The sequence below is a fragment of the Paenisporosarcina sp. TG-14 genome (assembly GCF_000297555.1).
In the GTDB taxonomy this organism is placed as follows: domain Bacteria; phylum Bacillota; class Bacilli; order Bacillales_A; family Planococcaceae; genus Paenisporosarcina; species Paenisporosarcina antarctica.
Window position 1 is genome coordinate 91,426 of sequence record NZ_AMGD01000007.1, and the last position, 19,384, is coordinate 110,809.

Below are 19,384 nucleotides of genomic sequence, written 5' to 3' on the forward strand. Positions count from 1 at the left end.
AATTTCATTTTATTTACACAATGTAAGTTCAGTTATTAATTGATGCTTACACAAGTTGTTATATACATAAAACGAGAGCCACCTGCTATTGGGTGGCTCTCGTTTTGTTTTCAATCAAAGATTGATTTACGACTTCTATAAATGCTTTTACTTCTCTAAGGGTCGTATGTGGATTAAAAGAAATGCGTACAAATTTTCTTGCTACGTCACTTTCAAAACCGATTGCACCCATAGCAGACATCGCTTCTCCAAATCCTATTTTACATGCCGTTCCTGTCGAAATTGCAATTTGCTGACGATTACATTCAAGCATCATCCATTGCCCCTCAACATGCGGCAGAATCAACCCTTGAATAAAAGGAGATTTTGTTTCTACGTTCCCCACAAGTTGGACACCTTCGGGTAAATTGTACGACATAAAATCCTGTAAATATATTGCCTGTTGATAAGCATCCTGTTGCTCAGCTAACGCATATTTAGCGGCGATTGTCGCTGCTACAATGGCAGGAACATCGACTGTACCTCCACGAAATCCATTCTGATGTGTTGTGCCTTCATAAACCGATTCCCAGTGTACTGCAGGGTCTATATAGACGATCCCTACTCCTTTTGGTCCACCGATCTTATGTGCCGAGCAAACGGCAGATGTGACGCCAAGAGTAGTCAAGTCTAGCGGAATCTTTCCGAAGCCTTGAACGATGTCACAATGAATAGGAACACCTAATTGCTTCGCATAAGTTGCACATGCCTCAACAGGTTGAATCGCACCCATTTCAGAATTTACAAGTTGCATGACAACTAATGCCGTTTTTTGATTCACAGCTCGTTCAAATTCTTTTATATCTAGGACTCCAAATAAGTCTACCGGAATGTAATGAATGCGGTATCCTTCTTTTTCTAACTCATGCATAGTTGTTAGTACAGAAGCATGTTCTAATTTCGTTGTAATGATATCTCTAAATTCTGAAGGCCTACCTCTTAAAAGAGAACGAATCGTGAATTGATTTCCTTCAGAAGCATTTGCTGTAAAGTAAACACCTTCGGCACGCCCATTAAAAAAGCGGCCCCACATTTGTTTACATGATGTTATATATTCAGCAGCTGTGGAACCTGCATCATGCAAACTTTGTGTATTCCCAAAAGCTGTCTTTGCAGCTTCTATATAGGCGTCTATTGCCTCTTTTCTCATTGGTGATGTGGCAGCTGTATCTAAATAAATCATCATCTATTCACCAAATTCCTTCCAAAATAAGATTTTCTACTTGTAATCACTTTATCTTTATGTCATTAATAGTGTCAAGACATCTGTAAACTTATCGTAAAGTTGGTGTAAACAATGTTTGATATTTGCATAATCGGTGGTGGTGTCGCAGGGTTGATGCTCGCTCACTCTCTCCCCTCTTCCATGTCAATTGTCATCCTCACAAAAGAAGATTCTTTCACTAGTAATACATCTCTTGCACAAGGCGGGATTGCAGCTTCCCTTGCTCCCTATGATTCACCTTCGACACATGCCCTAGATACGATGCTTGCCACTGCAAATCATGCAAACACGGAACGAGTGGATCTTCTTGTGCATGAAGGAAAAGCTCTTGTGGAGAAATTAATGTCACAAGGCCTTCCTTTTGACGCGACTTCTAGTGGGATACCTGATCTTGGTCAGGAAGCTGCACACACTAAACGAAGAATATTACATGCAGGTGGCGATCAAACTGGGAAGATTTTAATGCACTACTTGCTTAAACAAACGCAAGAAAAAGTAACCCGACTCCCTTTTCATACCGTTTTAGAATTAAAAATAGATGAAGGTCGTTGCACTGGTGTTTTAGTAAGTGATGAACATGGTCACAGACACATCATTTACGCTACACATGTAGTTCTCGCAACAGGTGGGATTGGTCAACTTTATAGTCAAACTTCCAATTCATCTGTTGCAACTGGAGATGGTTTATCTCTTGCCTATCATGCTGGCGCTATATTAGAAGATTTAGAGTTTGTTCAATTTCACCCAACCATCTTCACATTGAACGGAAAATCATGCGGTCTTATTTCTGAAGCAGTCAGAGGAGAAGGCGCTTTTCTCGTCAATCAAGACGGAGTGCGAGTAATGAATGATGTTCATCCATTACTCGAGCTAGCCCCACGCGATATTGTCGCCCGCGTCATTGAGTGGAGCTGGCAAAAAAATGACCCTGTTTATCTGGATGCACGTCATATTCATGGCTTTGAAAAGAAATTCCCATCGATTTACGCAAACTGCGTTAGACATGGTATAAATCCACTTCATGAGTTATTGCCAGTGCGTCCTGGTGCCCATTTCCATATGGGTGGTGTACAAACAAATGATGTCGGAGAAACTTCGATTCCTCAGTTGTATGCCCTTGGTGAAGTTGCATCAACCGGTGTGCACGGTGCCAATCGTTTAGCGAGCAACTCTTTATTAGAAGGTCTAGTTTTTGCAGAGAGATTAGCCACAAGATTGGTAGAAAACCTGATTCTTCCTGGACAAAAGCGGACGCTGCAGATACAGACGCACATGCCACATGGTGAACTTACCAACATGCAACTTCGAATGACCGAACAAGTTGGGATCATTCGGCAAGAAAATGAGTTACATGAGTTTATTAGCGATTTTCCTGTCAAACGGCTAAAGCTTTGTGATTATAGCAATCAACAAATACAATATTTCCATCGTTATACAACAAGTAGTTTAATTGCAAAATCCGCTTATCTTCGTACGGAAAGCCGCGGAGGTCATTATCGACATGATTATCCGACCTCCTCTACTGACTGGACAGGAAAAGTAATCGAACAATCCATCTATGGGGTGTCGATTGGTACGCGTAAAATTGAACGTAAGGAGACTGTAAAATGAACCGTTTTAAAGTAGAAGAAGCGCTAAAACATTTTTTAATTGAAGACATAGGAGACCGTGACGTGTCATCTGTCCTTTTTCAAGAGACAGACATAGGTGAAGCTATTATCCGTTTTAAAGAGAACGGTGTAGTTGCTGGCATACAATGTTTTAAATGGGGTTACGGCTTATTAGACGATGCGGTTAACGTAGAACTATTGAAAAAAGATGGTGACCACGTAGTATCTGGCGAAGCCATTGTTCGATTAAAGGGTCCTATCGCTTCGTTACTTTCAGGCGAGCGTGTGTTATTGAATTTAGTTCAGAGATTAAGTGCTATTGCGACGCTAACAGCTAAATGTGTGGAGACTTTAGGCTCTTCTCATACACGAATTGTGGATACACGCAAAACAACACCTGGACTTCGTATGTTTGAAAAATATGCCGTGCGAATAGGCGGCGGATTCAACCATCGCATTGGCTTATACGACGCGGTAATGCTAAAAGATAACCATATTGCTGCAGCAGGTTCTATTACACAAGCAGTAAAAAAAGTTCGTGCCACACTTGGTCATATGGTGATGATTGAAGTAGAAGTAGAAACGGAAGCACAATTACACGAAGCAATAAAAGCACAACCACATGTCATTATGTTTGATAACCAAACACCTGAAACGATGACAACTTGGGTAAAACTTGTCCCCTCTTCCATTCGAACCGAAGCTTCAGGAGGAATTAATTTAGATAAATTGATGGCATATAGACATACCGGTGTAGATGTCATTTCCATTGGTGCGTTAACACATAGTGTCTCAAACTTAGATATCAGTTTGAATTTAACCATTTCAAGTAAGGAGGCCATATTAGCATGACTACGTTATTAGAAGAACTACAACTAGCAGATGCAATGCCTAAGCACTATTTAGCTTCTTCAACAGAAGAACTTCATGAACGAGCGCAACGAGCAAAAGTTCTTCTCGGTGATCGATTGTATATTCTTGGCCACCATTATCAAAAAGATGAAGTCATTGTTTATGCGGACGCATCAGGGGACTCATTACAACTATCTCAAATTGCCTCAACACAAACGGCAGACTATATCATATTTTGCGGGGTTCATTTTATGGCAGAAACTGCTGATATTTTAACTACTCCAAATCAAGCAGTCATTCTCCCAGATGTCCGTGCTGGTTGTTCGATGGCCGATATGGCAAATATTGATCAAACAGAGCGAGCCTGGACAGAATTACAGAAGTACTTTGGTAATACGATTGTACCGTTAACATATGTCAATTCGACCGCTGCAATAAAAGCATTTGTCGGTCGCAATGGTGGAGCAACGGTGACATCTTCAAACGCTCAAGAAATGGTCGAATGGGCTCTAACTCAAAAAACGCGCATGCTTTTTCTACCCGATCAACACTTAGGTCGCAACACAGCCGTGAAACTTGGAATTCCTTTAAACAGAATGGCTATATGGGACCCAATTAAACAAAATCTAGAACTTCAATGTGCTATTGAAGATGTTGTGGTAATTTTATGGAAAGGTCACTGCTCTGTGCATATGAATTTCTTGCCTAAACACGTAGCAAATTTGCGTGAAAAAGAACCAGACCGTAACATATTGGTACATCCTGAGTGCACATATGAAGTAGTTAGCGCTTCTGATTTTGCAGGATCTACGAAATATATTATCGATATGATTGAAGCGTCAGAAGTTGGTTCAAAGTGGGCTATTGGAACAGAAATGAATTTAGTAAACCGATTAATTACAACCTACCCTGACCGTGATATCGTGTCCCTAAACCCCTTTATGTGTCCATGTTTAACGATGAACCGCATCGACTTGCCCCATTTAACATGGGCATTGGAAGAACTTGTTGAAGGTCGAGTAATCAATCAAATTGTCGTGGATGAAAAAACTTCATTAGAAGCAAAAATGGCATTGGAAAAAATGATGTAAATCGATGAAATGAAGTCATTCCGCAACTGCGGGATGGCTTCATTTCATTTGAATTTTATTCATCAATTTATTGTTTATGTAGACTTATTATCGGACATCTTTTCATTAACGAAATAAACACAGATCTTTCCCCACAAATTTTACGACAACTTCATCCGTCTACAATATAAAAGCCAGACACATTACTTTGTGTCTGGCTCACCTATTAATTATTTAGTGCTTGTTCTTTTAATGACCGTCTCAAAATTTTGCCAGTCGTGTTTTTTGGTATTTCAGTTAAAAATTCAAAGTTGCTTGGTATTTTATATTTTGCTAAATGTTCGGCACAGAAACTATTTAACGCTTGAGCGTCTAAGTTTTGATCTTTCACTACTACATATGCATGTATAGCCTCCCCAAAGTTCGCATCCGGTAAGCCTATAACCGCTGCCTCTACTATACCTGGATGTGCGAACAATACTTCTTCCACTTCACGCGGGTACACATTGTAGCCTCCAACAATAACTAAATCCTTCTTGCGATCAACAATATAAAAATAGCCTTCGTCGTCTATTTTAGCTAAATCCCCTGTATACAACCATCCGTCCCGAATTGTTGCTGCAGTTTCTTCTGGCATTTTGTAGTAACCTTTCATGACGTTTGGTCCTCGTACGATTAATTCCCCTACTTCGCCAACTTCCACATCATCGCCTAATTCATTTACAACACGATTTTCGACGTTAAGTATAGACATACCGATTGAACCTGGTTTACGATCACGATTTAGTGGGTTAAAGCATGTAACTGGTGATGCTTCAGACAAACCATATCCTTCAGAAATGCGTACATTAAACTTATCTTCAAAATTATGAAGTAGTGCAACTGGTAGTGAAGATCCTCCTGAAATTGCTAAACGAATCGTTGAGAAATCTTCAATATTTGCTTGTGGGAATTGATATAGGAAATTATACATCGTCGGAACCCCTGCAAAGATAGTGGCTTGCTGATCTTTCACTGTATTAAAAACATCTTGTGGACTAAAACGTGGAACAAGCAAAATCGTCGCTCCTTTTAATAGTGGAGCATTTACGACAACTGTTAATGCAAATACATGGAACACAGGCAATGTTGCCAAAACTTTATCCGAAGCAGTAAATCCTAAGTAATCCGCTGTATCACGCGCATTAGAGAATAAGTTCTCATGCGTTAACATCGCTCCTTTTGGACGTCCTGTTGTTCCGGATGTATACAAAATAACTGCTGTGTCATCTGGCTCGATTTTCACTGGTAATACTTCAGGTGAAGACGACGTAATTAATTGTGTAAACGATTTCACTTTTTCACGAACACTGTCAGGAAGAGCTTCTATCTTATCTCCTGCCTCTGGTGAAGTTTCACATATCACGTATGTAAGAACAGATGGGAATGCGCCAGCAGCCTTTTCTACTAGTGGTAATAACATATCAAGCGCAATTACTACTTTTGTGTCACTGTTTTGAATAATAAAAGAAATCTCATCTGCTGTATAGATAGGATTAATAGGAATCGCCGTTGCACCTAAACGCATCGTTGCGTAAAGGGAAATCAAGTAGTGTGGTGTATTGCCAAGTAAAAAAGCAATATGATCTCCTTTTTCCACACCTAATTCACGTAATGCAGACGCAAAACGTGCAATCGATTGATCAAATTCTGCATAAGAAGTATCGATTCCCATAAAATGATACGCCGTTTTAGTTGGCTGTTGTAAAGCAGTTTCACGAACACGAGTAACTAAGTTCATATGTATATCCCCTTAACATTGAATGAATGATCATTCATTATTTGATACTTTCATTATATAAGAAATGTTCAGACAATACAATAAGCACCGCGAATTTTCACGATGCCCGAACATGTGCAATATAGCGCCAGCGAATTAAGAAATAATACAAAACTTGAATAAAGGTAAATCCAACTAAAACTAAAACCATCTCACTTAAAATCGATACCTCTGCCAAGTTCCGCCAAATGACTTGAAGTGATAAAAATGAGAATGCGCTATGCAACATTGCGATACCCCATGGCAAGAAAAACTGGGGAACGAGTTGACGATTGACGATTTTGATTAATTCTTGATCGGTTAACCCCATACGCTTCAACACTTCAAATTGACGTTTATCTCGCTCCAAACCAGTATATAATTTGAAATATACAAAGCTCCCTGCTGCCAATAACAAAACGGCCGCGACCATTAAACCTGTAAATAATAACAAAGAAAACGTCGCACGTATAACAGAGTAATTTAATCCTGGGTTTTCAAAATAAAATGGTAGATTTGTAAAAGCTCCATTATAAATAGCGTCCGTTACTTGCGAATCTATTTGTAATCCAATCGATTTTGTTCGTTCCCATTCAGCTACGTGAAAAGCAAAGAATTTATAAGAAGAGTCCAGTGAATTTCCTTCTAGGGGTTCATTAATTAACTGATAATCTTCGTCACTGACGACTATAATATTAGAACCAATAATCATTGAAGGAAATAACATCTGTGGGTAAACACCACGAATTTGAATCGGCACATTGCTTTCTTCTAACACTGTTTGAATTTCTTTGTTTTTTAAACTTTCAATTGATTCCTCTGAATACGGAATTAACAATCCTTTTCCAGGTTTCAACTCAACAAGAGGCAGTCCAAGTGCAACTGCTAAACTATTTACATCAGACTGTCTTAAAATATCTACTGAATTCTGTGAAGAAGATGACGTTTGTTTTTTAATTAAAAAAGGAACAAGTGTATAGGATAAGCCTTGCTCTTCTAATTCTTTTCGCAATAATGAAATATGATTTGATTCATATGGATTCGTTAATTCACTAGAATAAATAAGGGATAGTGGATTTATTTCACGAAATTGTCCAGTATACGAAGATAATGAAGTTAAAGTTCCAACAGATAAAAATGCAACTGTGGAAACAATAGTAACGATAAAATACATTCGTGCATTCTCACGTAGTTTTACTCCAACTTCCGAAATAGAAATTAAGTTAATACGGTGCCAGTATAGTGACTTCCGTTTTTTTACCTGATGAAGTAAAAACAAAATGCTGTCGGTAAAGAAAAAATACGTCCCTAGTACGACAACTGGTGGCAAAACAATTGCAAGGGCCAACACAACATTCATCGAAGTAAAAGCAGCTGCAGCGTATGCAAACAACAACATACAAATCCCAAATATTGCTTTCACTGTTGAATAACTTTGTTGTTCTTCTGTCTTCCGGTAACCACGAATGAGTTCTATAATTCTCTGTTCACGAATAAACACTACACTTGTCATAGCGATAATGACGAACAAACTGAAAAATGCACCTATTGTTAAAGCAAACGGTTTAAACGATACATACAAAGGCAAACCCTCAAGTTGAAGCAATTCACGAACAATCATAAAGAAGAATTTTGAAAAAGCATAACCAAAAAAAATACCGGTTGCAACAGACACCATACCAATCAACATCGTTTCAAGGAAAATCAATTTGTTTAATTGTTTCTTTTCCATTCCGAGTTGCAGGAGTAAACCGAACTCTTTGGAACGTGATTGTAAAAAGGCACTCATTGAATAAAACAAGAAAAACAATGTAAAGATATACAAAATGACTTCAGCCACAATCATTCCGGATGCTGCAAAGCTCCGCAAAAATTCATCTTCAATTTTAGGATGAAATAACAGCATCGAGTACATGAAAAACACCATCACGGAAAACATACTCGCCATGAAAAAAGCGGCATATATTCGTCGATTTCGAACGACATTACGATAAGCGAATTGTCGAAAGGTCATTGACATTGCCTCCAAGTAAAGACAAAACATTCAAGATTCGTTGGAAAAAGGTTTGTCGTCGATCAGCGCTATAAATCTCATTGAAAAACTCGCCATCTTTAATAAAAATAACACGATCGCAATAACTTGCGGCAATGGGATCGTGTGTAACCATTAGAATCGTCGTTTTTTGTTCACGGTTAATTTTTGTAAGCAACTCTAATACATCACGCGATGCCTTCGAATCCAAATTTCCAGTTGGTTCATCAGCTAAAATAAACATCGGCTGATGAATAAGTGCTCGTCCAATCGCCGTCCGTTGGGCTTGTCCACCTGAAATTTCATTTGGCCTCTTTTCAAGAATTTCATCCAAATCTAATTTTTTTGCAATATCAGTTATGCGCTTTTTCATTTCATCTATTGAATGTCCGTCAAGTGTAAGTGGAAGTACCAAATTCTCTTCTACTGTAAGCATTTGCAATAAATTAAAGTCTTGAAAAACAAATCCTAGCTGCCTTCGTCTAAAAATAGCCAACTCGTTTTTAGTCATTTCTTCGGGACATAGTCCATCAATTGTCATAGTACCAGAAGTTGGCGAATCAATGGTCGAAATTAGATTGAGGAGTGTCGTTTTGCCGCTTCCTGAAGGTCCCATCACTGACACAAATTCACCTTTATTGACTTCAAAATTCAACTGGTTAATCGCACGATGTGTCACTTTCCCCTCGTATACCTTCGTCACTTCGTCCATTTTTAATATGATCATCTTCTGGTAGACCTCTCTCTGCTACTTTCTGAAATAATACTGAAACGGTTGTACCTTTACCCAGTTCAGACGTGATGGTCAATTCATGACCAAGCTTCCCACAAATTTCATTAGCTAAATACAAGCCCATTCCGGTGCTTTCTCCAGTCTTTCGGCCATTTTCTCCTGTAAAAAAGGCTTTCAAAACACGAGGTAGATCAGCTGATGGAATACCAATTCCTTCGTCTTGGACTGACAGTAATAGCTGTCCTTGTTGACATTGTGCACGAATATGTACTTTTTTTCCTTCTTCAAAGGTATATTTTACAGCATTTGTAATAAACTGTTCAATAACAAATTTCATCCATTTTGAATCGGTTGGTACCATGAATTTTTCGTCAATTGAAATCACTGGGTATACATGGTGTGTAATAAATAAACGCTTGTTTTCTGATACCACTTCGGATACTAGCATTTTTACATAGACCCGTTCAATTTGCATGTCTTGCTCAAATGTATCCAGACGTGCATTCATCAAAACGGAATCCAGACCGCGTTTTAATCGATCAATTTCTTCTTGCATGCTTCGCTTAACGAGATTTCCATCTTCTTGTAGTAGCAATTCTGCAACGGCTAAGGGTGTTTTCATTTGATGTACCCATTGATTCATAAATTGTAAATGACGTTTTTGATTGGCGTATAAAGCTTGTACTTCATTTTGATACAAGCGATATAATCCCTGGAGATATTCTTCAACTTGTAGTTGTTCTGGTGACTTCCCGTCACGTTGTAAAGCAGCTTCCATTTGTTTAGGTGACAACAATACTTTTTGGTAAAATGCATACCGTTTTACGTAGCGTCCAAATAAAAATGATAAAATTAATAACGTGCTAATGACAACGGAATAAATAGCAGTATCAACATTTCGGAAGCCATCTAACCAATACAACAACATAATAAAGATCACCATAATAAGTTGGAAAATCACGTACGCAGCATGCTCTTTTGCAAATAAGCGGAAATTCATTACGACTCCTCCCCACTTAACACAAAGCGATAGCCTGCTCCTCGCACTGTTTCAATCGTGGAGGTAATTCCGTATTCTTGTAACTTCTTCCTTACACGGGTCATGTTAACGTTCAATGTGTTTTCATCAACAAAAGCTTGATCATCCCATAATTCTTCAAGTAATTGTTCCCGAGTTACAACTTTTGGTGCCTGTGTCATCAATAGTTCTAATATCGTACATTCACGCTTTTGAAGCGGAATTTGTAGCGTTGCAGTATGAATTTCTATTCGTTCTAAATATAAACACAGTTTGCCAAGTTTGATGGTACGTTCTTCTTGTTTTAATGCATACTCACCGTAAGTTCTTCGTAAATGACTTCTTATTTTGGCTAAGACGATTTCATAGTGAAAAGGTTTCGTTATAAAATCATCTCCTCCATTTTCAAGGGCGAATACTTGGTCCATATCCCCTGATCGCGCTGAAATAAAGACAATTGGGCACGTCGTCTTTGTGCGGAACTGACGGCACCAGTAGTAACCATCATAAGAAGGTAAGTTAATATCAAGCAAAATAAGGTGTGGATCAAAATCTTCAAATTCTTCTAATAGGAGATCAAAATCATCAACCGTTTTCACTTCATAGTGATATTTACGTAGCTTATCGGCAAGTAGTGAGGCGATTTTACGATCATCTTCTACGATATAGATACGATGTGTCGACATCTTTACCTCCCCCTTTACTTCTTAATTCTACCAAAAAAGCCTGACCGAAGTCAGACTACTGTTGAGGATTTTCTAATAAATTAATTGCAGGAATTGTTCTTTTGTTATTCCACCTAAATAAGTTGTGAGTTCTATATCACCAAGTGCATCGGAAATAGCTGATTTATCGTATGTGACACCTTTTAAAAGTGATTCAATATCAGCGACGTCACCCACTCCGAAGAAATCCCCATAAATGTTTGCATCTTCAATGACGCCATTTTTCACTTGCAACCGCACGTCAATTCCACCAGTAGGGAATCGTTCAGAATGTGACATATTAAACGCTGGCGACTTACCATAGTTCCACTCCCAGTTTCCATAACGTTGTTTAGATAATGCTTTGATGTTGATCCAGTCATCTTCTGTTAGTTCAATTGTTTTAACTTGTTGTTCTCCACCAAAAATAGAATGAAGTAATTTTAATCGGAAATCTTCAATCGATATTTGCTCGTCCAAAAACTCTGTAATGTTGGCTACACGACTGCGAATTGATTTAATACCTTTTGATTCAATTTTATCTTTACTTACTTTTAACGCAGAAACCACTGCATCAATTTCTGTATTAAACATCAGCGTACCATGACTAAACATACGTCCTTTAGTAGTAAATTGTGCATTTCCCGATATTTTTCGACCTTCAGCTAAAATATCGTTACGACCTGAAAGTTCTGCGTCCACACCCATTTCTTTTAGTGCATCAACAATCGGTTGTGTGAATTTTTTGAAGTTACGGAAGCTATCACCATCGTCTTTTGTGATGAAACTAAAATTCAAGTTTCCAAAATCGTGATACACAGCTCCTCCGCCTGATAAACGACGCACAACGTGAATGCCATTGATATCAACATAGTCGGTGTTGATTTCCTCAATCGCGTTTTGGTTTTTACCTACAATGATGGCTGGTTCATTGATATAGAACAGGAAAAAAGAGTCTTTTTCAACGTCCATTGTTTTCAACGCATATTCTTCAATCGCTAAATTAATGCGAGGATCAGTAATTCCTTTGTTATTAATAAAATACATGTAGTATCGCTCCTTTTAAATGTTCTACATATATTATATAGGAATCTTCATCTTTTGTATTGACAAAAGCCCTGCTGTTATAATACAATAATTCATATATTAACAGTACTAGTACAGAAAAGAAAAGGAGGTCAATACCATGATTGAAAATGTAATTGAATTCTTTAAAAACCTTCCACCGAAAAAATGTACACAATGTGGCGAACAAATTGAAGAACAACATGAATGCTATGGAAATACTTGCGACAAATGTACTCAATTATAAGAAAAGGTTAAATCGCCACTCTAGCTCAACTCGACTCCGGAACTTAAGGATTTTTAGGCGTATTTCTCTTTTCTCACCCAATGAAGTGGCCTAGAGCTTGGTAGCTAGACATTGCCTTCCTTGCAAAAAGGTGGAGGCTTTCAAACTTTTCACATTTATACCATGCATTAAAACAGCCGCTCAGGATTACCATCCTGAACGGCTGTTTTTATTCTTTTTGAAAGTGTGAATAGCGTCGTTTATACAACATTAGGAAGTATGCAGTGGTAAATACAATAGCTCCTATAAAGAATACAAGTAAAATTCCATTATTCCATTGAATAAAGCTAATGTCTGTTGAAGAAATTGCTGCTTTGAATCCTTGTACGGAATACGTCATCGGTAACCACTGATTAAATATCTGCAAAGGATGTGGAATTAATTCAAGAGGGAATGTCCCTGCACTTGTTGTTAACTGCAAGATGAGAATTAATATTGCCACAAAACGTCCACTGTCTCCAAATACCGTAACGAGAAATTGAACAATGGCTAAATACGCGAAACTCGTCAAGACCGCGGTTGCAATAAACCAACCGAGATTGACTGGGTCTAACCCTAAACCAAAGATTAAAATAGCCACTGCAATCAATGCTTGTACCACTCCCACTATACCTAAAACGACCATTTTACTCGTTGCCCATGCCCAACCGCTCGTCGGAGTTATGGCAGATTGTACGAGTGGGAAAACGATTGAAATTAATAACGCACCTACAAATAATCCAAGTGACAAAAAGTAGGGTGCAAATCCTGTTCCATAGTTTGGTACGTGATTTATTGCAGACTTTGTAACCTCTACAGGAGAGGAGGCCATATCAATCGTTTCATCTGTTGGGTTTACTTCACTAGCTTCAGTTGAAGCGTCTGACAATTTTCCTTGTAAAGTGTTTGTGCCTTGCTCAAGTTCTGCTGTTCCATCTACGAGCTGAGTTGACCCTTCCGCAAGTTCACCCGATTTTAAAGCAAGTTCAGATGTACCTGAAGTTAATCGATTTGAACCTTGTACGAGGTTTTGCAAACCACTCGTAAGTTCTTGACTTCCATCAGATGCGCTTGCTAATCCTTTTTGAAAATCACTTAGCTTGGTCGTCAGCGAACCACTACCTGTTGCTAATGTTGTAGCTCCTTCATTTAATTTAGCTGAAGATTGTTTTAATGTATTAAGTCCATTTGCTAAATCCGTATGGCCAGACAATAATTTTTCAGCACCAGTTGATGCTTGACTCAAGCCACCACTAAGTTGTTCTGTTCCTCCTTGTAATGCACCTAAGCCTTGAGAAACTTGTGAACTTCCTTGTTGTAGTTGCGAAAAAGCTCCTTTGAGAGCAACTTGTTGATCTTCTGGTAGAGATGCTAAAATTGGTGCCATTTGCTCAGCTAATGTCTCTATTCCAGCTGTTACTTCAGATGCACCTCCAGTTAATTTTTCAACTGATTGATTAGCAGTGGAAGCACCATCTTGGAGTTGGATTAAAGCAGCAATAAGTTCCCGCTCTTTTTCATTTGCCGTCGCCAACCCGTTCGATACTTCTGCTACACCTTGAGTATAAGATTCAACACCATTTTGTAATTGACCTGCTCCTGAAGATACTTGGCCTGCTCCTTGTTGTAGTTGTGTTGCCCATGAAGAAAGTTTATCAAGTCCCGTGTTCAATTCACTTGCTCCATTTGAAGCCTTAACTGTGCCTGAAGCTAACTTAGTAGACCCATCAGCTAGATCGACAGAACCGCTAGCTAACTGCTCTAAATAACCTTTTAAATCTGTCGCACCAGAAGAAAGCTTGCTTGCACCTTCTGATAGTCTTCCAGCTCCTTCAGCAGCATCGACATAGCCATCACCCATTTTCGTAATCGAGGCAAACAGCTTTTCAGAATAACTAGCGACAACTTGTTTATTAACTTCGGCACGAATACGTTCCATCGCAGTATCGCCAATTTGTGCAGATAAGAAGTTAAAACCTTCATTTGGTTTGTATTCAATCATTAATTTTTCAGGTTGCTCATCAAGAAGTGTTGTTGCGTGTTGTGAAAAGTTTGAAGGGATTTCTATAACCATATAATACTGTTGATTTTCAAGTGCTTCTTTACCTTGTTCTTTTGATACTTCTACAAAATGAAATTGTTTACCTTCAATTAGTTTCTTTGTAACATCTTTTCCTACAGACAATTGTTCACCGTCTAGTTCTGCTCCTACATCTTCATTAACAATTGCTACAGGTAGCTCGCTTAATTGTTCGTATGGATCCCAAAATGCCCATAAAAACATCCCTGCGTATAATACGGGGATAAAAAGCACAGCTAGTATCGGAATAAGTAATTTTCTATTCTTAAAGATATTTAAGAATTCTTGTTTTATCATTAAAATTCCCTCCTAATAAGATATCTTTAAAACTCGTTGACTAAATCATTCAATTGGTCATATTACTTCAAAAAAAGAGTCTCATCTGATGAGACTGCGAAAAATTGTGTCCCTAAATACGGCTACAATTTTTTCTTCTGATAAAGCGTGTTCATGTGTTACTTGCCAATCTACTGCAAAAGCCATATAAGCTTTAAATAATAAATACGCAACTAGATCGACATCAACTTGTCTTATTTCGCCCTTAGCAATAGCTCGTTCGATATGCTCTGCAATATAGCGTACAATTTCCTGTTCTACTTTAACAAGAACTGCTTGAACGATTGGTGTTTGCATATCTTTTTCTTCAGCAATCAATTTAGCTAACAAAGCATGTCGTTCACGGAATTCTAGCATTTTCATTAACACGAGATGGGCATTTTCCTGGAACGAAAACTGCTCAGAAATGATCGCATCTTTTTCTACTTTCATTTCAGTAATCATCGTAAAGACGATTTCATGAAACAATTCTTCTTTGTTGGAAAAAAATGTATAAATTGTTCCTTTACCAACATTCGCAAGCTTCGCTACTTGATCCATCGTAGTCGCTTTGTAGCCGAATAAAGAAAATGATTTGGTTGCTGCTTCTAAAATTACCTGTCGTCGATCCATTTGAATGTCACCTCACTTAAATAAAAAATGACTAAAAAACCATATTGGTCATTTAGTCATTATCTTACTTGCTTTGTGGATACAATGCAAGTAAAAATTTCATCAATCTTTTCTTCTTTATAAATCATCAATCATCCTTAAAATATAATACGAGCTAATAATAGCCAATGCCGTTGCGATAATGGCTCGCACAAAAAGGCTCATGATTCCATCAAAACCTAATGGATGGAAGATGGTGATTTTCAAGAGATAATCAAATACATATATTAGGATCATGAATATTAAAAATTTTAAAATAGCATACATGATATTCTTCACTCCTAAACTCATTTTATCTTAATTTAAATATACATCATTTATTAATAAAAAAGAAAAAAACCCAAGCCCATGCTGGGACTTGGATTTAACCATACTATTTAAATGTCTTTATAAACAATTCTTCCAATACATCACCCACGGCCGCTTTGCCTTGATCGACACAATCTGGTAATCCAAGACCTTCATAAGAACTTCCAGCAAGCTTAATCATTGGGAATTGTTCTTGAATTTCCTTTTTTGCCTTAGCCACTTTTTCTTTATGCCCAACCACGTATTGGGGAGAAGCATTTTTCCATCTCGTGACCACTGAGAATAGAGGATTTTGATCAATTTTCATGGTTTTTCGTAAATCTGAGAGAACAACTTTTTCAAGTTCGCTATCAGATAATTCCACTGCTGACTCATCACCTGGACGTCCTACAAATCCACGAAGCAAGACGTGTCCGTCTGGTGTGGTCGTTGGCCACTTACGATGTGTCCACGTACAGGCAGTGATGGAATAATCACTATTTCGTGACACCAAAAACCCAGTGCCTTCTTTTTCTTGTTTAACAGATTCTTCTTTAAAAGCCATAGCGACAGTCGCCACCGAAGTAGCAGGCATGTCATGGAACTCAGTCATCAAGCCATGTTCTTCAAATAACGGAAGAGCTGCAAGATGTGGCGTTGCAATGATCAATTGATCGAGAAGCATTTCAGAATCGTTGTTGAGGAACAAATTCACTTTATCCCCAACTCTTTCAAAGCGTTTCACACGAACACCTTTCATCACGGTGCCTGGATTGAGCTGTTCTTCTATTGCTTCTACAATCGTTTCTAAGCCATTTTTAAATGTTCTAAAAATACCTTCTTTGGACTTTTGGACGGGTTGTTTTGGTGCAGTTTTCTTCGAACCGATAATCAGACTGCGATGTTCCTGTTCCAGTTTATAAAACTGGGGAAACGTTGCTTGGAGACTCATTTTATCAATGTCTCCTGAATATATTCCTGCTAATAAAGGTTCAATTAAATTTTCAACTACTTCACCGCCAAAACGTCTGCGTAAAAATTGTCCAACCGATTGATCACCATTAACCGAGGACTTAGGTAAAATGAAGTCTCCAGCTGCGCGGAATTTCCCGCTCCATGAGAACAGTCCTGAAGTAACGAAAGGCGATATTTGTGTAGGAACCCCCATGACAGATCCACCCGGAATAGGGTAAAGGCCATCATTGACGAGTATATATGCTTGTCCAGTTGCATTGCTGACAAGTTGATCACTAATACCCAGATCCTCAGCTAATAGTCCAAAGCTTTTTTTACGCGCTAAAAATGAATCCGGACCCCGCTCAATAATAAAACCATTCTTACGTACAGTTTGAATTTTCCCACCTAATCGATGAGTTGCTTCAATCAAGATGACTTCAAGCGGATAGCCTTTTTCTTTCGCTTCTTTTTGCATGTAATAAGCTGCCGCTAATCCGGTAATTCCGCCACCTATAATCGCTACTTTTCGTTTCTCTTGAGACACAGTCATCATCACTTTCCGGTTTCAGTTTACTTGTTTTCGTTAGCTAAATGTTTTACTACAGCATCACACATGGCATCAATAAATAGGGGCTGTGTATTTGGCATTTCAGGTCGGTAGTATTTAGCACCTATTTCATCCGTTACAACTCTACATTCATAATCATTGTCAAACAGTACTTCTAAATGATCTGTAACAAATCCAACTGGTGTGTAGACGAAAGTTGTGTAGCCTTTTTGTTCGTGTAATTCACGAGTTAAGTCTTGAACGTCTGGGCCAATCCAAGGTTCCGGTGTTTGACCAGCACTTTGCCAACCCACTTCATAATTTTCCACACCTGCTGCTTGTGCAATTAAATCTGCAGTTTCTTTTAATTGATCTGGATATGGATCTCCATTGGAGATTATTTTCTCTGGTAATGAGTGTGCAGAAACGATTAAACAAGCTTTTGCTCGATCCTCTGCAGACATAGAGCTAAAGGTTTCCGATACTTTTTCAGTCCAATACTGAATAAATTTCGGCTCATTGTACCAGCTCTCTACTGAAGTAATATGTGGACCGCCTAATTTTTCAGCTGTTTCTTTTGCACGTCCGTTATACGATTTAACCGAGAACGTGGAAAAATGAGGTGCTAATACGATTGAAACAGCTTCTGTAATGCCATCTTTATGCATTTGCTCGACTGCATCTTCTACAAATGGTTCGATATGTTTTAGACCGATATATAATTTGAAATCAATGTCGTCTTGTACTTCATTCAAACGAACAAGCAGAGCTTCCGCTTGATCTTGTGTAATTTTAGCTAATGGAGATATCCCACCAATTGCACGATAACGTCCCGTTAATTCTTCTAGCGCTTCTGGAGTTGGCGGACGACCACGACGAATATGTGTATAATACCGTTCTATATCATCTTCTTTGTATGGTGTACCATAAGCCATGACAAGCAGACCCATCGTTTTCTTAGACAATTTCATCACCTCATTTAATTTTTTACAATCTTCATTTTGCCATGTTCAATTTTTTAGTGCGAATATGAACGCTTTATGAATGTGCTTTTATTTGTTGTCGGCTATAATCATGAACAAAGTCCGTCAATCTTTTTAAAATATCTGGATTTACTTCAGGGAATACACCATGACCTAAATTAAAAATGTGAGTTGGATGCGCAATTCCTTGATCAATTATATCTTTTGCACGTGCTTCGATGACAGACCAATCTGCTAGCAACAGTGATGGGTCTAGGTTACCTTGAAGAGGTTTCGTTAAGCCCATTGCACGAGCTTCATTTATCGATAAGCGCCAATCTAAACCAACTACATCTACTGGCATATCATGCCACTCTTTTGCTAAGTGACTTGCGCCAACTCCAAAAGTTGTAACTGGTACACCTTGTTCTTGAATTGCTGTAAAGATGCGAGTCATCACTGGTTTAATAAAGATGCGGTAATCTTCAATATTTAATGCACCCACCCATGAATCAAAAATTTGGATAGCTTTTGCGCCAGCATCAATTTGCGCTGTAGTATAAACGATAATCATATCTGCAAGCTTGTCCATTAACGCAAACCATGCTTGAGGTTCTGATACCATAAATGATTTAGTTTTGTTGTAGCTTTTTGACGGTCCGCCTTCAATCATGTAACTCGCAAGTGTAAATGGAGCTCCTGAGAAACCAATTAAAGGTACATCGAGTTGTTCTTTTGTCAAAATCTTGATTGTCTCAAGAACAAAAGGAATATGATCTTGTGGTGAAAGTTCTCCAAGTTTTTCCACATCTTGAACCGTACGAATTGGATTTGATATCACAGGACCAACACCTGCTTTAATTTTCACGTCCACTCCAATACCCGGAAGCGGTGTTACGATGTCTTTATATAAAATAGCTGCATCTACATTGTAATTATCAACAGGCAAACGAGTGACATACGCACATAGTTCTGGTTGATGCGTTATTTCTTCTAATGAATATTTTTCTTTTATTTTGCGATATTCGGGTTGTGAACGCCCTGCTTGACGCATATACCAAACCGGTGTGTATTCAACCTTCTCGCCTCTAGCAGCACGTAAAAATATATCGTTAATCTTTCTCATGAATCCATTACCCGCCTTTCAACTTC

The 19,384-nt window shown here is 38.4% G+C and carries 17 protein-coding genes; 4 read left to right on the top strand and 13 right to left on the bottom strand.

What is annotated here, in order from left to right:
* Positions 1-85: 85 nt before the first annotated feature.
* A complete protein-coding gene (locus C406_RS0103530; protein WP_017379211.1) occupies positions 86-1,222 on the bottom strand; it encodes an IscS subfamily cysteine desulfurase in 1,137 nt (378 codons plus the stop codon).
* Positions 1,223-1,336: 114 nt separating this feature from the next.
* On the opposite strand from C406_RS0103530, the gene nadB reads away from it, so the two are divergent.
* From nadB to nadA, 3 genes are read left to right on the top strand one after another with little or no spacing between them, the layout of a single operon-like run.
* Positions 1,337-2,875, top strand: a complete 1,539-nt coding sequence (gene nadB, locus C406_RS0103535) for an L-aspartate oxidase (RefSeq protein ID WP_017379212.1) — start codon at positions 1,337-1,339, stop codon at positions 2,873-2,875.
* The gene (gene nadC, locus C406_RS0103540; RefSeq protein WP_017379213.1) at positions 2,872-3,726 is read left to right on the top strand and encodes a carboxylating nicotinate-nucleotide diphosphorylase; all 855 of its coding nucleotides are present in this window, start codon (positions 2,872-2,874) and stop codon (positions 3,724-3,726) included. The genes nadB and nadC overlap by 4 nt, the downstream gene beginning before the upstream one ends.
* Positions 3,723-4,817, top strand: a complete 1,095-nt coding sequence (nadA, locus tag C406_RS0103545; RefSeq protein WP_017379214.1) for a quinolinate synthase NadA — start codon at positions 3,723-3,725, stop codon at positions 4,815-4,817. The genes nadC and nadA overlap by 4 nt, the downstream gene beginning before the upstream one ends.
* A gap of 205 nt (positions 4,818-5,022) precedes the next feature.
* Here nadA and C406_RS0103550 read toward each other — a convergent pair whose 3' ends face one another.
* The 6 genes from C406_RS0103550 to C406_RS0103575 form a co-directional block, all read right to left on the bottom strand.
* Positions 5,023-6,576, bottom strand: coding sequence for a fatty acid--CoA ligase family protein (locus C406_RS0103550; RefSeq protein ID WP_017379215.1), 1,554 nt, complete (start codon positions 6,574-6,576; stop codon positions 5,023-5,025).
* 97 nt (positions 6,577-6,673) lie between these two features.
* The gene (locus C406_RS0103555) at positions 6,674-8,608 is read right to left on the bottom strand and encodes an FtsX-like permease family protein (protein WP_017379216.1); all 1,935 of its coding nucleotides are present in this window, start codon (positions 8,606-8,608) and stop codon (positions 6,674-6,676) included.
* The gene (locus C406_RS0103560) at positions 8,580-9,353 is read right to left on the bottom strand and encodes an ABC transporter ATP-binding protein (protein WP_026045593.1); all 774 of its coding nucleotides are present in this window, start codon (positions 9,351-9,353) and stop codon (positions 8,580-8,582) included. The genes C406_RS0103555 and C406_RS0103560 overlap by 29 nt, the downstream gene beginning before the upstream one ends.
* Positions 9,286-10,359, bottom strand: coding sequence for a sensor histidine kinase (locus C406_RS0103565; protein WP_017379218.1), 1,074 nt, complete (start codon positions 10,357-10,359; stop codon positions 9,286-9,288). The genes C406_RS0103560 and C406_RS0103565 overlap by 68 nt, the downstream gene beginning before the upstream one ends.
* On the bottom strand, positions 10,359-11,063 hold the full coding sequence (locus tag C406_RS0103570) for a response regulator transcription factor (protein WP_017379219.1): 705 nt from the start codon (positions 11,061-11,063) through the stop codon (positions 10,359-10,361). The genes C406_RS0103565 and C406_RS0103570 overlap by 1 nt, the downstream gene beginning before the upstream one ends.
* A gap of 72 nt (positions 11,064-11,135) precedes the next feature.
* Positions 11,136-12,128, bottom strand: coding sequence for a lipoate--protein ligase (locus C406_RS0103575; protein WP_017379220.1), 993 nt, complete (start codon positions 12,126-12,128; stop codon positions 11,136-11,138).
* A 139-nt stretch (positions 12,129-12,267) separates the two neighbouring features.
* On the opposite strand from C406_RS0103575, the gene yhfH reads away from it, so the two are divergent.
* A complete protein-coding gene (gene yhfH, locus C406_RS20085) occupies positions 12,268-12,393 on the top strand; it encodes a protein YhfH (protein ID WP_017379221.1) in 126 nt (41 codons plus the stop codon).
* A 208-nt stretch (positions 12,394-12,601) separates the two neighbouring features.
* On the opposite strand, the gene C406_RS0103585 is transcribed toward yhfH, so the two are convergent.
* The 6 genes from C406_RS0103585 to hemE all read right to left on the bottom strand — a co-directional run bounded on the left by C406_RS0103585 (position 12,602) and on the right by hemE (position 19,358).
* Positions 12,602-14,788, bottom strand: a complete 2,187-nt coding sequence (locus C406_RS0103585; RefSeq protein ID WP_017379222.1) for a YhgE/Pip domain-containing protein — start codon at positions 14,786-14,788, stop codon at positions 12,602-12,604.
* An 81-nt stretch (positions 14,789-14,869) separates the two neighbouring features.
* Positions 14,870-15,439, bottom strand: coding sequence for a TetR/AcrR family transcriptional regulator (locus C406_RS0103590; protein WP_017379223.1), 570 nt, complete (start codon positions 15,437-15,439; stop codon positions 14,870-14,872).
* 117 nt (positions 15,440-15,556) lie between these two features.
* Complete coding sequence (locus tag C406_RS0103595; RefSeq protein WP_237740500.1) at positions 15,557-15,715, bottom strand: hypothetical protein; 159 nt, start codon at positions 15,713-15,715, stop codon at positions 15,557-15,559.
* 136 nt (positions 15,716-15,851) lie between these two features.
* Entirely contained in the window at positions 15,852-17,276 is a 1,425-nt protein-coding gene (gene hemY, locus C406_RS0103600) for a protoporphyrinogen oxidase (RefSeq protein ID WP_237740503.1), read from the bottom strand.
* Between the two features lie 17 nt (positions 17,277-17,293).
* A complete protein-coding gene (gene hemH / locus C406_RS0103605; protein ID WP_017379226.1) occupies positions 17,294-18,235 on the bottom strand; it encodes a ferrochelatase in 942 nt (313 codons plus the stop codon).
* Between the two features lie 73 nt (positions 18,236-18,308).
* A complete protein-coding gene (gene hemE / locus C406_RS0103610; protein ID WP_017379227.1) occupies positions 18,309-19,358 on the bottom strand; it encodes a uroporphyrinogen decarboxylase in 1,050 nt (349 codons plus the stop codon).
* Positions 19,359-19,384: the final 26 nt, after the last annotated feature.